This is a genomic window from Haloferula sp. (assembly GCF_049672945.1).
Taxonomy (GTDB): Bacteria; Verrucomicrobiota; Verrucomicrobiia; order Verrucomicrobiales; family Akkermansiaceae; genus Haloferula.
On the sequence record NZ_JBATWY010000112.1, the window covers coordinates 47,205 to 60,571 of the forward strand.

Annotated in this window: 15 protein-coding genes; 8 read left to right on the forward strand and 7 right to left on the reverse strand. The window is 58.6% G+C overall.

Annotated elements, in window-relative coordinates; translation table 11 throughout:
- Entirely contained in the window at positions 1–606 is a 606-nt protein-coding gene (locus tag WBG04_RS09920; RefSeq protein ID WP_424314257.1) for a polysaccharide biosynthesis/export family protein, read from the reverse strand.
- A gap of 108 nt (positions 607–714) precedes the next feature.
- Here WBG04_RS09920 and WBG04_RS09925 point away from each other — a divergent pair, with 108 nt between their 5' ends.
- Together WBG04_RS09925 and WBG04_RS09930 are read left to right on the forward strand one after the other, a co-directional pair.
- A complete protein-coding gene (locus WBG04_RS09925) occupies positions 715–1,689 on the forward strand; it encodes an alpha/beta fold hydrolase (protein ID WP_424314258.1) in 975 nt (324 codons plus the stop codon).
- 80 nt (positions 1,690–1,769) lie between these two features.
- On the forward strand, positions 1,770–2,069 hold the full coding sequence (locus tag WBG04_RS09930) for a hypothetical protein (RefSeq protein ID WP_424314259.1): 300 nt from the start codon (positions 1,770–1,772) through the stop codon (positions 2,067–2,069).
- On the opposite strand, the gene WBG04_RS09935 is transcribed toward WBG04_RS09930, so the two are convergent.
- Positions 2,056–2,421, reverse strand: coding sequence for a hypothetical protein (locus WBG04_RS09935; RefSeq protein WP_424314260.1), 366 nt, complete (start codon positions 2,419–2,421; stop codon positions 2,056–2,058). The two genes, WBG04_RS09930 and WBG04_RS09935, sit on opposite strands and share 14 nt — an antisense overlap.
- Positions 2,422–2,503: 82 nt before the next feature.
- Between WBG04_RS09935 and WBG04_RS09940 the strand changes: the two genes are divergently transcribed.
- Positions 2,504–3,772, forward strand: coding sequence for a class I SAM-dependent RNA methyltransferase (locus tag WBG04_RS09940; protein ID WP_424314261.1), 1,269 nt, complete (start codon positions 2,504–2,506; stop codon positions 3,770–3,772).
- A 9-nt stretch (positions 3,773–3,781) separates the two neighbouring features.
- On the opposite strand, the gene WBG04_RS09945 is transcribed toward WBG04_RS09940, so the two are convergent.
- Complete coding sequence (locus tag WBG04_RS09945; protein ID WP_424314262.1) at positions 3,782–4,927, reverse strand: phosphotransferase enzyme family protein; 1,146 nt, start codon at positions 4,925–4,927, stop codon at positions 3,782–3,784.
- Positions 4,928–5,055: 128 nt separating this feature from the next.
- Between WBG04_RS09945 and WBG04_RS09950 the strand changes: the two genes are divergently transcribed.
- Positions 5,056–5,685: a hypothetical protein gene (locus WBG04_RS09950; RefSeq protein ID WP_424314263.1), complete on the forward strand. Its 630-nt coding sequence runs from the start codon at positions 5,056–5,058 to the stop codon at positions 5,683–5,685.
- A gap of 143 nt (positions 5,686–5,828) precedes the next feature.
- Here the strand turns inward: WBG04_RS09950 and WBG04_RS09955 are convergent, their stop codons facing one another.
- Together WBG04_RS09955 and WBG04_RS09960 are read right to left on the reverse strand one after the other, a co-directional pair.
- On the reverse strand, positions 5,829–6,539 hold the full coding sequence (locus WBG04_RS09955) for a hypothetical protein (protein ID WP_424314264.1): 711 nt from the start codon (positions 6,537–6,539) through the stop codon (positions 5,829–5,831).
- Positions 6,540–6,664: 125 nt separating this feature from the next.
- Entirely contained in the window at positions 6,665–7,801 is a 1,137-nt protein-coding gene (locus WBG04_RS09960) for a serine hydrolase domain-containing protein (RefSeq protein WP_424314265.1), read from the reverse strand.
- Between the two features lie 110 nt (positions 7,802–7,911).
- Here WBG04_RS09960 and WBG04_RS09965 point away from each other — a divergent pair, with 110 nt between their 5' ends.
- Complete coding sequence (locus tag WBG04_RS09965; protein WP_424314266.1) at positions 7,912–9,234, forward strand: CCA tRNA nucleotidyltransferase; 1,323 nt, start codon at positions 7,912–7,914, stop codon at positions 9,232–9,234.
- A gap of 87 nt (positions 9,235–9,321) precedes the next feature.
- Here WBG04_RS09965 and WBG04_RS09970 read toward each other — a convergent pair whose 3' ends face one another.
- Both WBG04_RS09970 and WBG04_RS09975 read right to left on the reverse strand, forming a co-directional pair.
- On the reverse strand, positions 9,322–9,594 hold the full coding sequence (locus WBG04_RS09970) for an antitoxin VapB family protein (RefSeq protein ID WP_424314267.1): 273 nt from the start codon (positions 9,592–9,594) through the stop codon (positions 9,322–9,324).
- A gap of 227 nt (positions 9,595–9,821) precedes the next feature.
- Positions 9,822–10,217 carry a group I truncated hemoglobin gene (locus WBG04_RS09975; protein ID WP_424314268.1) on the reverse strand — a complete coding sequence of 132 codons (396 nt, stop codon included), beginning with the start codon at positions 10,215–10,217 and terminating at the stop codon, positions 9,822–9,824.
- Between the two features lie 282 nt (positions 10,218–10,499).
- Here WBG04_RS09975 and WBG04_RS09980 point away from each other — a divergent pair, with 282 nt between their 5' ends.
- The 3 genes from WBG04_RS09980 to WBG04_RS09990 all read left to right on the forward strand — a co-directional run.
- A complete protein-coding gene (locus WBG04_RS09980) occupies positions 10,500–11,606 on the forward strand; it encodes an Lrp/AsnC family transcriptional regulator (RefSeq protein ID WP_424314269.1) in 1,107 nt (368 codons plus the stop codon).
- 91 nt (positions 11,607–11,697) lie between these two features.
- Positions 11,698–12,375 carry a response regulator transcription factor gene (locus tag WBG04_RS09985; protein ID WP_424314270.1) on the forward strand — a complete coding sequence of 226 codons (678 nt, stop codon included), beginning with the start codon at positions 11,698–11,700 and terminating at the stop codon, positions 12,373–12,375.
- Between the two features lie 2 nt (positions 12,376–12,377).
- A partial coding sequence (locus tag WBG04_RS09990; protein ID WP_424314271.1) for a sensor histidine kinase occupies positions 12,378–13,367 on the forward strand: 990 nt, incomplete at its 3' end.

Consider the following 13,367-nt stretch of genomic DNA (forward strand, 5'->3'; position numbering starts at 1 on the left):
TCAATTCGGCATCAGGGCCCTGACCGCTTTATCGCTTCCTTTCCAGCGATCAATCAAGGCGGCCTTCATTTCGACCTGAAGCGTGTCATTCGCCCGCAGCGTGATGCTCTTGTGGGTCAGCTGTTTGAAATCGAGGCAGTACTGTCTCGAGTCGCGCAGCAGCAGCACGTTCCGTCCGCCAAACGAATCCCGTCCACCCGCCGCGTCCAAAGCCTGAATGACCGTCATCCCCTGTCGGAAAGGAACCTGACCCGCGCGTTTGACATGTCCTCCAACGCTGATCACCGCGCCGGTGGCCTGCTGGCCTTTCAGCGCCACCACATCGATCGCCGGAGAGGCATAGATGCCGCCATCCTTGTAGGATTTCTCCACGGCTCGCGCAAAACCGTTAGGACTCAAGCCACTGGCACGCACCAGATGATCCAATAGCGGCAAACTCACCCGCCCGTCATCACCGACCGTGTACTCGCCATTGATCTTCTGCTGCTCCTCCGCGGATACCCCACGCAGCGTCAGCCGAATCGCATCCCCCGGTCGCAAGGTTTCTGCCGAAACAGATGCAGCCAGACCAATCACCATCATGCAAAGCGCTATCAAGTTCTTCATAACGGCAACGATCCATGCCGAAATCTTTACTTTGTGTCAAAAAGTTAATTTCTCGCGACGCAAACCTGCCATTGCTTTGCAGGGATTTGCGGGCGATACTGCCGACAGATGACACGGCACCGTCCCATGCAGTTGATTCAGTTCGCCGCCGCTCCGCTAATCGCACTGCTCGCCGCGAATTGCGCGCCGTCGTACACTCTCGTCAAACACAGTCCGGCAGAAAAGGTCCGCAACGAAACTTTTCAGTACCGCAAATGGGTGCGGAGTACGGCCGAACCCGACACCGTGTTGATTGGCCTGCATGGCTTCAGCGGCGCTTCGATCGACTACGAGAATCTGGCGAATCATCTTCTCAAGAATCAACCCGACACAGCGGTCTATGCCTACGAAGTCCGCGGCCAGGGCCGGGACCCCCTGAAGGAGCGGCGCGGCGACATTGATGATCCCGCCAACTGGTCGCGCGACCTGCTCGCCTTCACGGATCTGGTCCGCGAAGAGCACCCCGGCGCACGCGTGGTCTGGTTCGGAGAAAGCATGGGATCGCTCATTCTTTCCCATACCTACCGGGACGTCGTCGCCAACGGCGGCGAGGCTCCCTGCGATGCGATTGGCGTCACCTCACCCGTCGTGAAAATCCGCGACGACTTCCCGAAATGGAAGAAGGAACTCGTCCGCGGCGTTTCGAAGCTCGCACCCGGCGCCCGGGTTTCACTCGAAGCCCTCTCCGGCGGCGAACCGGTGCAGATGACCGAGGACACCATTCACTCCGAGCAATCGGAAACCAACTCGTGGCACGTCGACCGCCACACCCTGCGACTCCTCGTCACCCTCGGCGACATGATCGAGGAAATGCCCGAATGCGCTTCGCAGTACCAGGTTCCGACCCTCGTCCTCTACGGAGGTCAGGATTTCTTCACCACTCCGGATGACGTCAAGGCCTTCAGTTCCCACATTCCCGAGTCGACCGACCTGACTCGAAAATTCTACCCGGAAGGCCATCACCTGCTGATGTATGACTCGGTGAAGGAAAAGGTCATCGCCGACATTGCCGACTGGCTGGACGAGCTTCGAAACAAGGGCTGAGACGCCCTGAATCCGACGCCTCAAGGTCTTTCGGCTCCCCACTTGCCAACTTCGCCGGCTCCATCCAAGTTCCTCCGTCCATGAAGTTTCTCGCTCTTCCCGCCACCGCAATCGTGCTGCTCGGCTCCTGCGCTCCCAAGGCAGTCATGGTCGAAGAAGTGGAGCAACCGACGGCCCCGGCCGTGGCGGAAAAGCCCGAAGAAGAACCCTCTCTGGATGGACTCCCGAATTTTAAACCCAATGACGGCCTACTTGACCCCTCCGGTCTGTCCGCCATGCCCACCGATCGCGACATGAAACCCACCGTCGGCCCTCTCGACGGCAGCCAGTCCACGGTGATCGCCAATCCTCCGGAAGCGGAAAAGGCTACCAGCGAATGATCACGCTGGCACCGCCACGATAGGGCGTTGGGCAGGAACGAAAGTAACCGCCGTAGAATCTCGTTTTCGGATAGAATCCGAAATTCCGCCCATATCGGTAGGGATAATTCCAACGCCTCGGGTAGCCGTTCCCACCCCAGACGGGCCAGATCTCACTACTCCATTCCCCCTGATACCGCGCACGACGATCAATCTCACGCTGTCGCCACTCCGCCACGAAGGGCACCTCGGCCGGGACGGCATCAGGACCTTCAACCAGCACCAACTTCCCTTCTGAGTCATACCATTCCGTCTCCCCCGGCTCGGCCGCCATCAAGGGTATCGCCAAGATCAGGATCCAAAGCGCCTTCATCTCCACACCCTGACATCAACTCGCCCCTCCCGCAAGTTCACTTCCCGCTTGGAAGCTCCACGATCTCGCCTAAACCCAAGCCGTGCCACGCCCGCCGAAGAAATTTCATCCCCATCCGTTCGAATATCATCAGGAACTCGAAGTCACCATCGATTCCCTCACCAACCTCGGCGACGGCATCGCCCGCGTGGCAATCCCTGACGACGACCCGGAAGGATCCGACAGCAAGGACTGGGTGGTCTTTGTTCCCTTCTGCCTCCCTGGCGAGAAAGTCCGCATCCGCATCTTTCGCAACGACAAGAACCACTCGCGAGCCGATTTGCTCGAAGTCCTCGAAGCCTCCCCCGAACGTGCCGAACCCGGCTGTCCGCTCTTCGGTGAATGCGGCGGCTGCCAGTACCAGCACTTCAATTACGAAGCCCAGCTCGCTTGGAAAACCCGCCAGGTCACCGAACTCCTCGAGCACATGGCCGGCATCAAACACGAGGTCCTGCCCTGCCATCCCTCGCCGAAGCTCTGGAACTACCGCTCAAAGATTACCCCCCACTTCGATCGCCCGAAGAACGACGTGATCGGCCCGATCGGCTTCCTGCCGAACGGCCGCCGCTCCGGACAAATCGATGTCGTTCAGTGCCCGATCGCGATGGAGGAAATCAACAAGGCCCTCCCAAGAATACGCGACGAAACCCGCCAGCGCGCGAAGTCCTACAAACGAGGAGCCACCCTTCTCCTCCGCGCCACCGAAGGCCGCGTCGAAACCAACCACAATGCCGTCGCTACGGAAAAGGTCGGAGACCTTTCCTTCGACTTCCTCGCCGGTGACTTCTTTCAGAACAACCCCTACATCCTCCCCGACTTCACCGGCCACGTCGCCCGTGAGGCCTCCGCTGGAAATACGAAATACCTGGTAGATGCCTACTGCGGATCCGGCCTCTTCGCTCTCACCCTTGCCGAGTACTTTGAAAAGGTCGCCGGCGTCGAAGTCAGTGAAACCGCCGCCGACTGGGCCCGCCGCAATGCCGAAACCAACGGCATCACCAACACCACCTTCCTCGCCGCTTCGGCCGAAGCCATCTTCAAGGACATCGATTTTCCCGCTGCCGAGACCGCCATCGTCATTGATCCCCCACGCAAAGGCTGCTCTCAGGAATTCCTCGATCAACTCATCACCTTCGGCCCCGCCCGGGTTGTCTACGTCTCCTGCAACCCCGCCACCCAGGTCCGCGACCTCGCCATCCTCACCGAAGGCGGCTTCGTGCTCGAAAAAGTCCAACCCTTCGATCTCTTCCCCCACACCCGCCACCTTGAAAGCGTAATGACGCTCAGAAACGGCGCCGCACCGGCCCCGTAGCTCGTGCACTCAGGGCTCGCCAAGATCCACCTCAATCTGCCCCTTCACCACCTTCTCCATGCTCTTGGCTTTCGCCTCAAGGCACTCAAGAAGCTTCAATTGAGCACGACATCGCACCAGATTGTGACCATCACGCTGCACCTTAAAATAGAGGTCACCCTCCAGATAATCCGTTAGAAAGCGAATCGCCACCTCCAGCGTGATGAGCCTTGCCGAGAACGCAAGATTGGCCAACTCAACCGGGTTGAGAAACGATTTTGCGCTACTCAGATACCCCTCCACCAAGGCCTTGAAGACCGGCATCCTTACCTCAATCTTCGAAAGGTCCTTCTCATCCTCGGCTGCGGGACTCACCGAAGTGCGCACCAGATCGCCGAAATCATAGAGCACCGAACCGGGCATCACGGTATCGAGATCAATCACACAAACCGCCTCCCCACTTTCCTCATCGATCATCACGTTGTTGATCTTGGTATCGTTGTGAGTGATCCGAAGCGGAACCTCACCCTCTTTGATCAGTTCAACCACACGATCAACTTGAGCTTCCCGTTCGCGGATAAATTCAAGCTCGCTGGCGACGCTCGCTGCCCTGCCGCAAGGATCGGCTTCGGCCACGGCCACCAAGCGGTCGAACCTCGCTCGGGTGTCGTGGAAACCGGGAATGGTTTCTTCCAACTCAGCAGGCGGAAGGTCACTCACCAAATCCTGAAAAGCCCCAAATGCCCGCGCCGCCTCGTAGGCTTGGGTTGGGGTCTCGACCACATCATAGGTCCGGCAACCCTCAATGAAATTGTAGCAACGCCAGATGCCATCGCTCTCATCGACGACCCAGAATTTCCCGTCCCGCCCCGGATAGAGCGCCAATGTCTGACCACTGAGATCCTTTTTCGTCCGCATCACCCGCTCGTTGATGTGCCGGGTGACCCGGTCGACATTCCTCATTACCGCCATCGGATCCTTGAACACCACCCCGTTGATTCTTTGCAGAATATAGCGTCGGCGCTGCCCGTCCTCGGATTCGAAAGCCACCCGCCACGTCGAGTTGATGTGCCCGGTCTCGATGTCCTCGGCACTCGTCAACTTCCCTTCGACCGCGAACTTGCGCGCGATGCCCGTTGCGACTTCAATTCCAATGAAAGGTGGCACCGATGACATGCGCGCAGCATGAAAGCATCTTCAGGGAAATCCAGCAAAGAGGGACCCAATCGTTAGACTTTGTCGTCACCGGACCCGAAACCATTCTATCCAAGCAATCCGCGCTCCCCCAAGCTCCGCCCATCCCCATGCTCCCCGCCAAACCTTTCAGCTACCCGGGCATCGACGGCGATATCGAGCGCCTTTCGAGCCTGCTCGCCATCGCCCTCCGGACCGCCGCCTGGCACCCACCCGAAAGCCCCACCATCCTCAACCTCGCCTGCGGCCGTGCGGACGAAACCGGGATCCTCCTCAAAAGCCTCTCTCCCAAAGCGACCCGGCTCTTCTACCTCGGCATCGACCTCCGCGCCCCCGAGATCAACGAAGCCCGTGCACGCTGGATCCCCACCGCCCCATACGAATGGGACCTCGACTTCCGCGTCGCCGATGCCTCCCACACCGACCGGATGAAACTGCTCCCGCCCTTCGACTTCATCTTCGTCCGCCATCAGAACTTCTGGACCGACGTCTCCGTCTGGACCGAGCTCTACACCAATGCTCTCACCGCCCTGGCACCCAACGGCCTGCTCGCCATCACCTCCTACTTCGACCGCGAACACGAACTCGCCACCGCCTGCCTCAAACAACTTGGAGCCACCCTCCTAACAAGCATCCGCCACCCCCAAAGCCGGGCCCTCCCCGACGTCCCCGGAAAATCCGTCGACCGCCACATCGCGATCTTCAAAATCCCACAAAACCCCATCCAAAGCCTCCCTTAACCAACCGAGGAGATCCCCTGTCGCGAAGCGACCTTCCATAATAGCCGTGGGTTTCAACCCACGGCCCCCATCAACCCATTTCCCCGCGTCGCGTGGCGACGCCTCAATCCCGAAGGCCCCAACCTACCCACAACACCTAGTCGTCAGTCCTCCTTTGCTCGCTCAATTGCAAGGGCTTGCCAATCCCTAACAGGTTTCAGACCCGCCTTCATCACGGCATCCCGAATCACCTCAATCAAGCCCTGGGGAGCAAACAGATTCACTTCATCCCAGTAAAACTCCCCACACTTGAAGCAAACTTCAATACGGCTGCTATCTCCATCCTCCCCGATCAAATCGATTCGATGATGAGCAACGAAAGGACAAGCCGTCCCCTCGTCAGTCACACCACTCAATGACCGAACCCCTTCGAGAAGTGCCAAGCGCTGAGACGAATCCAAAGTCACTGAGCGGTATTCGTATGAAGGCACCTTCTCAGGTATACTCAGATCCGGTAGAATGAAATCCTCCCGGTCCGAATGCTCGGTAATCCGAACCTCTACCGCCTGCTCCAGCTTCTTTACCAACTCCCTCCGAAAGACCGGCCCATGCAGCGCCAACACCCTTTTGTTTTCTACCGCATATGGCTCAAAGTGTTTGTCAAACTTCTCAGCCCCCATCACCTCCTCCGCACTCGCCTCAAGGGTTTGATACAAGGCGAACATTTCCTCAGTCTCCCTCCCGAGTTCTTCCACTGAAAGATCGGAAGCCTCAACGACTTCACTTCCTAATTCAACGGTCTCGCTCGACTCCTGACTGCAGGCACCGAGTGCGAATAAGAAAACGACACCAAGGAGAAGGCGGACTTGAATCATGAACCCGCTGATTCGCCTGCCCAGAAACGCAGGCTCATGAATTGCCTTCTTCAAATTCATGAAGTAATCATAGCTTTTGACCCATCGGGGGGAAGCCCTCAATCTTGGGGTTTAGATTTTAGAACTTAAAGTTTCCCAAAAAGCGCATCCACCAGCGTCGTGCAGCGCCTCCCGGGCATCACATTGAGCTCCATCTGATTCATCGTATAAGCGAAGCTCAGACCGATCTCCGGATCCCCGAAGGCATGACTCCCCCCCGCTCCCGGATGCCCGAAGGCCTCGGTATCCGGCCCGTAGAGCATTCTTTCCTTCGACCCATCTTGCTCCACCGGATCGAGCTGACACCCCGCCGAAAACGCCGTCGGCTGGATCAGCACCTGATCATCCCCCTGCACACGACGCGTTGCCAGTGCGTGTCTAACAGAATCACTCAAGGGACTCTCAATTGCCCCAATCGCCGCCTGATAAAACTTCGCCAATGCCGCAGCCGTTCCAATCCCACCTGACGCTGGCAAACCCGCTGCCCATGCCTTCGAGGTGTTCATCTCCTGGACCGATCGCAATCCCAAGGGAGAACCAAAGGTCCGGCGTGTCAGGCTCCCCTCGCGGTTGAATTCGTGGTAAAAACCACTCGCAAATTCACCCGCCGACGCCCTCCCTGGATAGAGTTTCGCAACCCGCGGCCACTCCTTCTCCGGCAGTCCGATCCAGAAAGACAAACCCATCGGTGCCGCAATTTCATCCCACCAGAACTGACCCAGTGTCTTACCAGTCAGTCGCCTAACAGGTTCATCAACCAAGGCACCAAAAGTTCGCGCATGGTAGCCATGAGCCTGCCCCGGCCGCCAGGCAGGCTCTTGCGCTTCAATTGCTGACACAACCTCTTCGTGCTTCCAGATACTCGCTTTTTGATCCAGGGCCGAGAGCCCGCACTGATGGGAAAGCAGATCGCCGAAACTCGCCTCCGCCAGCGGAAAGCGCCTCCACACTTCGCGTATCCGCGTCTCCACGCCGAGCCCCTTTCTTTCAAGCGCCATCAGCAAGCTCGCCGCAGCCGGTGGCTTGGTCGCGGAATAGACCGGAATGAGTGTGTCCGCTGTCCACTTCCGCGTCTGCTCCTTGTCACACCAGCCCTGCCCCAGCGAAAGAATCTCCTGCCCCTGCCACCAAATGCTCACCGATGCTCCAAGCTCCCCACGACTCCGAAAATTCTCCTCGAAGACTTCAACAACCTCATTCAATGCCGATGGCCCCTCGCCCATGCCCATCGCTAAGCCCCAGCCCCCTCAAGTGAAAGGCAAATTCGGCACGGTTTGCCCAAGTTCTACGTTCTCGATTCGCCCGTTTCATGTCATCCGTGGTTCGGAAAGCCATGTCCGTCCTCATCACACCGCGTCAATCCGCCACCGAGATCGCCCGCAAACTGGCCGCCGCTGGACATGTCGCGTATTTCGCCGGCGGCTGCGTTCGCGACAAAATCCTCGGCCTTGAGCCAAAGGACTACGACGTCGCCACCTCGGCCACTCCCGCTGAAGTCCTCACGATCTTTCCCAAAGCCAACGAAGTCGGTGCCCATTTCGGTGTCGTCATCGTCCGCCACCACGGGCACCACATCGAAATTGCCACCTTCCGAACCGACGGTTCCTACAAGGACGGACGACGCCCGGAAACGGTCGCCTTCTCATCGCCCGAAGAAGACGCCCAACGCCGCGACTTCACCATCAACGGCCTCTTTGAAGATCCCGAAAGCGGAAAGGTCATCGACTTCGTCGGCGGACAGGACGACCTCAAGTCCGCCACCCTCCGCGCCATTGGCAATCCCGTCGCACGATTCACCGAGGACTCGTTGAGACTGCTCAGAGCCATCCGCTTCGCCACCCGCTTTAACTTCACCATCGACCCCGTCACCTGGCAGGCGGTCACCGCTCATGCAGACCTGTTAGATCGTATCTCGCCCGAACGAATCCGCGATGAGTTCTCCCGGATCATCACCTGTCCCAATCGCGCCAAGGGTCTCGACCTTCTCGTCGAATCGGGCCTGATCGCCCGCTTCATGCCCGAAGTGCTCGCCCTGATTGGCTGCGAACAGCCCCCACAGTGGCATCCGGAAGGCGATGTTTACATTCACACCCGGATCATGCTCGACATGCTCGGCCCCGATGCGCCACTCGAGCTTTGCCTGTCGGTGCTACTTCACGACATCGCCAAACCTCCCACTCAGACTTTCGATACGGAAGAGCAGAGGATTCGCTTCAATGGCCACGACGCTCTAGGAGCCACCATGGCCGAAGAAATCCTGCGCCGCCTGAAGTATCCCAACCAGGTCATCGAGGACGTCAGCTTCGCAGTCTCCCGCCACATGCAGTTCATGAACGTGCAGCTGATGCGCACTGCCAAGGTCAAACGCTTCATGTCCGAGCCGACCTTCCCGATGGAACTCGAACTTCACCGTGTCGACTGCGCTTCATCCAACGGCTTCACCGACAATCTCGACTACCTCATCGAGAAGCAGGAGGAATTCGCCAATGAACCCCTCATCCCACCGCCATTGATCACCGGCCGTGACCTCATCGACCAAGGCCTGACACCCAGCCCCCGGTTCAAGGAGATCCTCGAAGCCGCCCAGATCGAGCAACTCGAAGGCCGCCTTACAGATCGTGATCAGGCACTCGAATGGCTGAAGGCACAGCTTTGATCCTGCCAGCTACCATCTCATAACCCAACCACGTCCAGTCCCTTCACTCGCGAAGACTCGGCGACGTGTGCGGTTAAGACTGACAAATCATTGGCTAAGGCCGACGACGCAATCCACATGTCGTTTGTCCCACGGGTTGTCTGGCGGAGAGTCATGATTCGCGATCCTCTCCAGTTCATCCAACTCGCTTTCAGAAAAAAGCGGACCGCGACTACGGATCAGGGCCACCAACTCCGATCCTGATTTCGGCGCATCTGGAATGACGACCCGCTGCACCACTGACGAAAAGGACTCACGTTCTCTCTTCGCAGCGTGGAGCTTCTTGTAAGCATCCAACTCCAGGGTAATCTTCTTCGCCATGCAGGAATCATGCACGAATCGTCTCCTTATTCAAACCGCCTTCCCTCGAAAGCCTGCGGTTCAGAGCCCCGGAGCCGCCCTCGGAATCGCCGAAGGTTCCGCTTTGATCGCGGGCAGCTCAGCCCGAGTTTCATCGACATCCTCAACCACAATCCGAGGAGTCAAAGTATACGCAAACGCCCCGATCAGCTCGCCTTCCCAAAGAAAAGACAAAGGCCTCTTGCCCATCAACCAGACTCGGTCACGTCGTCCGTCAGCCGGTCCGCCTCAATCGCGATTCGGCTGTAGATTTGATCCACATCCTGACGAGTCAGCCCGAAGTCATCCATCTCCTCCTCCAGCGTCGTCAGAAGGATTTCCACGAAACGCCTGAGATGTTCCTTTTGGATCCCTTTGCCCGCATGCACTTGGCGCAGCGAACGCCCGGAAAAAAACAGCGGACCACCCAATGCCTCACTGAAAAACTCCTTCTGCATCGTCTTCAGCCGGTCCATTGGGGCGTGTTCAAAAAACGGAGCCAGATCCGACTCGGCCAGCACCCTTTCGTAAAAGGCCGTGACCAGCTTCTCGATGCCCTCTTCACCACCAATCCGCTCGTAGAGATTATGCTTATCTTCTGCCATGATCGGATGATCACGGCAAACGACCCTCCCCACTCCTCATGCCTTGCGCGAATTCATGCATGAATTCTCAGATGAGCGATAAACTGACGACCCCCACCCTCTGTCCCCATTTTGGGTAATGCCTATGCGACTCGGGGCCTCTCGAATGCAGCAAGTGCTCCGAAAAGAGCATTCAAGAACCCGCAGACTCGGCCCTCAGGATCGCCTGCCGTCACGAATTCCCGCCCGGATTCGCGCAATTTCCGCGTGGTCGTAGGCCAAATCCCTCCTTAGGTTCCTCCCATGCAAACCCTTCCCGTCGAGCACAACGACCCGATCAACACCAAGATCCTCGCCGTTTCCGAAGACCTCGTCGCCGGATTCCAGGAAAAACCCTTTCACGTTATCGCCGAAGCCAGTGGCGTCGAACTCGACACGGTCCTCGATCGCATCCGCGCGATGCAGGAAGCGGGCGTGATCCGCCGCGTCCGCCAAACCCTGCTCGCCACCAAACTCGCCCACGGTGCCCTCGTCGCCTGGCGTCTCCCCGAGGAAAAGCTCAATGCCGCTTTCGACTTCATGGCAAAAGAGGACCCCTTCTCCGGTCACGTCGTCATCCGCTCCACCGACACTGATGTCTCTGGCTCCGGTTACCGCTTGTGGACCACTTTGAAAGTCCCCGTCGGTGAATCACTCGACGAGCATGCCACTGTGTTGAAAAACATCGTCGGTGCCGATGAGTATCTGCTCATGCCCGCCAACGGAGTCTTCGCCCTAGGCGTCGGCCACATCCGCCGCAAAGGCCTTGAGCCCGGTGCCAAACTTGATGAGCCGGCCGTGATGATGACCACCGTCCCCGCCGACCTTACCGATGAGGAATGGGCCGTGCTGCTTTCTCTGAAGGAAGAACTGACCCTTGATGAAATCATCGCCGATCCCTGGAGCGGTCGCGCCGAAAAGGCCGGTGTCAGCCGCGAGCGCTTCTGCGATGTCGCCCGCTCGCTGAACGAAAAACAAGTCATCGGCCGCTTTTCGACCTTCCTCGAACACGTCAAACCCTCCTCTACCGGAGCTCGGGTCACCCGCTTCAACGGCCTCTTCCACTGGGCGGTGCCGAAAGGTCGCGAACAGGAAGCAGGAGCAGAAGTCGGCCGCCACCACTGCATGACCCACGCCTACTGGCGCGAGGGCGGACCGCAGTTTGGCAACGTCAACATCATGGGCGTCGTCCACGGCACCGAGAAGGACAAGGTGCTCGAACACAAGGCCGCCATCGACCGCCACCTCGAATCCGTCGGCATCCCCGTTTCCTACACCAACGTCTTCTGGGGAGGTCGCTCGGAGATCAAACCGTCCGAGATTTCCCCGAAGATCTATGCCGAATGGCACCAACAGAGGGCCTCGATTTAGGCCTCGGGAACCTGGGCGGGGTCAATTGCGACGTTTTTGTCACCGAGCACCCGTTTGACTGGTGACCAATTCGCCTTAATCAAGCCCCCGAATGCAGCGAGTCCTGATCATTGAGGATGAAAGAGACATAGCCGACCTCATCGGCTTCAACCTTGAACGTGCCGGATACGAGGTCTCCAAGGCCCACGACGGCATTGAAGGGGCCAGCATGGCTCTCAACCAAAGCCCGGATCTGGTGATCCTCGACCTGATGCTGCCCGGCAAGGATGGCTTCAAGGTCTTCAAGGACATGCGGCGCGATGCCCGCACCCGAAACATCCCGGTCATCATGCTTACCGCCCGCGCCCAGACCGAAGACCGGATCAAGGGGCTGGAGGCCGGGGCAGACGACTACCTGACCAAGCCCTTCTCTCCCAAAGAGCTGATGCTCCGGGTCCAGGCCGTACTCAAGCGGGCGGATTCCTCCCCGGGAAACGTCGCCTTCGAACACGGACCCTTCCGCTTCGATAAGAATGACCTCAAGTTCTACCTTCAGGGCGAACCGGTGGAACTGACCTCCACCGAATTCAAGCTGCTGGTCTTCCTCTCCGAACGTGCCGGAAAACCCCAGGACCGCAATGACCTGCTGCGCACCGTCTGGGGCTACAGCGACGACGTCCACAGCCGCACGCTGGACACCCACATGAAACGACTCCGGCAGAAACTTGGCGAACATGCAGCGATGGTTGAAACAGTCCGCGGGATTGGTTACTGCGTCTCATCCCTCTGAGGATGACCGAATCTCTCGCCTACATTTCCATTGCTGCGGCCCTCGCAGCACTGCTCGCCGTTGCGCTCATGTCACTACGCCTGCGCCGGGCTCGTCACGAGTTCGAGGAAAAGGTTTCCATCTGGAAATCAAAACTCGATATCGATCTCAAACGAGCCCGCGACGACCGCAATCAGCTTCTCGATGCTCTCGCCGAGGGCTTCCTGCTGGTGGATTCGGAAGCTCAGATTCTCTTCGCCAACAAAGCCGCCATGCAGCTCTTCCGCGGCCGCGAACTGGTCGGCATGTCCGTTCCCGAGACCTTTCTCGATCGCCGCATGACCGAAGCCCTGATGCGCTGCATCGACACCGGCGCTCCCACAACCCTCCGCCTGATTCTTCCCCAGCAGGCTTCTCCCCTTGGCGACCTCGAACAGCGGGGAGTCAACGCCTGGATCATCGACGCCGCACGCGTCTCCGGCAGTCCGGAAGAAAAACCAACGACCCGTGTGGTCATCCGTGACGTGACCAACGAACATCAGACCGAACAGATTCGAAAGGATTTCGTCGCCAATGCCTCCCATGAGCTCCGCACGCCTCTAGCCATCATCAATGGCTACTTGGAAAACCTTTTGGACGACGGACTTCTCGAAGATCCCGCCTTGACCCGGCGCTTTCTCAAGGTCATGCGCAAGCATACCGAGCGCATTGCCCGCATCGTCGAGGACATGCTCGTGATCTCCCGCCTCGAGTCCGGTGAAGCCGCCGCCCTCAAGATCAAACCCTTCCGCCTGCGCTCATGCGTCCAGGACGTCCTCGAACGTCTGGAACTCGTCATCCAAGGCCAGCAAGCGAGCATCATGATCGAGATGCCGGACGAGGACCTCACCATTCTGGGCGATCGCTTCTACTGGACCCAGGTTCTTTTCAATCTGGTCGAAAACGCGCTAAAGCAGAACCCCCGCAAGGGCCTGAAGGTTTCCATCGGCGGTGAACGCGCCGACGGCGTGACC

What these genes read in the sequence shown, in the direction of transcription:
- WBG04_RS09920 (WP_424314257.1), bottom strand. Translation starts at nt 606, where the DNA reads ATGAAGAACTTGATAGCGCTTTGCATGATGGTGATTGGTCTGGCTGCA.
- WBG04_RS09965 (WP_424314266.1), top strand. Translation starts at nt 7,912, where the DNA reads ATGTCCGTCCTCATCACACCGCGTCAATCCGCCACCGAGATCGCCCGC.
- WBG04_RS09925 (WP_424314258.1), top strand. Translation starts at nt 715, where the DNA reads ATGACACGGCACCGTCCCATGCAGTTGATTCAGTTCGCCGCCGCTCCG.
- WBG04_RS09955 (WP_424314264.1), bottom strand. Translation starts at nt 6,539, where the DNA reads ATGATTCAAGTCCGCCTTCTCCTTGGTGTCGTTTTCTTATTCGCACTC.
- WBG04_RS09960 (WP_424314265.1), bottom strand. Translation starts at nt 7,801, where the DNA reads ATGGGCGAGGGGCCATCGGCATTGAATGAGGTTGTTGAAGTCTTCGAG.
- WBG04_RS09930 (WP_424314259.1), top strand. Translation starts at nt 1,770, where the DNA reads ATGAAGTTTCTCGCTCTTCCCGCCACCGCAATCGTGCTGCTCGGCTCC.
- WBG04_RS09975 (WP_424314268.1), bottom strand. Translation starts at nt 10,217, where the DNA reads ATGGCAGAAGATAAGCATAATCTCTACGAGCGGATTGGTGGTGAAGAG.
- WBG04_RS09945 (WP_424314262.1), bottom strand. Translation starts at nt 4,927, where the DNA reads ATGTCATCGGTGCCACCTTTCATTGGAATTGAAGTCGCAACGGGCATC.
- WBG04_RS09985 (WP_424314270.1), top strand. Translation starts at nt 11,698, where the DNA reads ATGCAGCGAGTCCTGATCATTGAGGATGAAAGAGACATAGCCGACCTC.
- WBG04_RS09980 (WP_424314269.1), top strand. Translation starts at nt 10,500, where the DNA reads ATGCAAACCCTTCCCGTCGAGCACAACGACCCGATCAACACCAAGATC.
- WBG04_RS09935 (WP_424314260.1), bottom strand. Translation starts at nt 2,421, where the DNA reads ATGAAGGCGCTTTGGATCCTGATCTTGGCGATACCCTTGATGGCGGCC.
- WBG04_RS09950 (WP_424314263.1), top strand. Translation starts at nt 5,056, where the DNA reads ATGCTCCCCGCCAAACCTTTCAGCTACCCGGGCATCGACGGCGATATC.
- WBG04_RS09970 (WP_424314267.1), bottom strand. Translation starts at nt 9,594, where the DNA reads ATGGCGAAGAAGATTACCCTGGAGTTGGATGCTTACAAGAAGCTCCAC.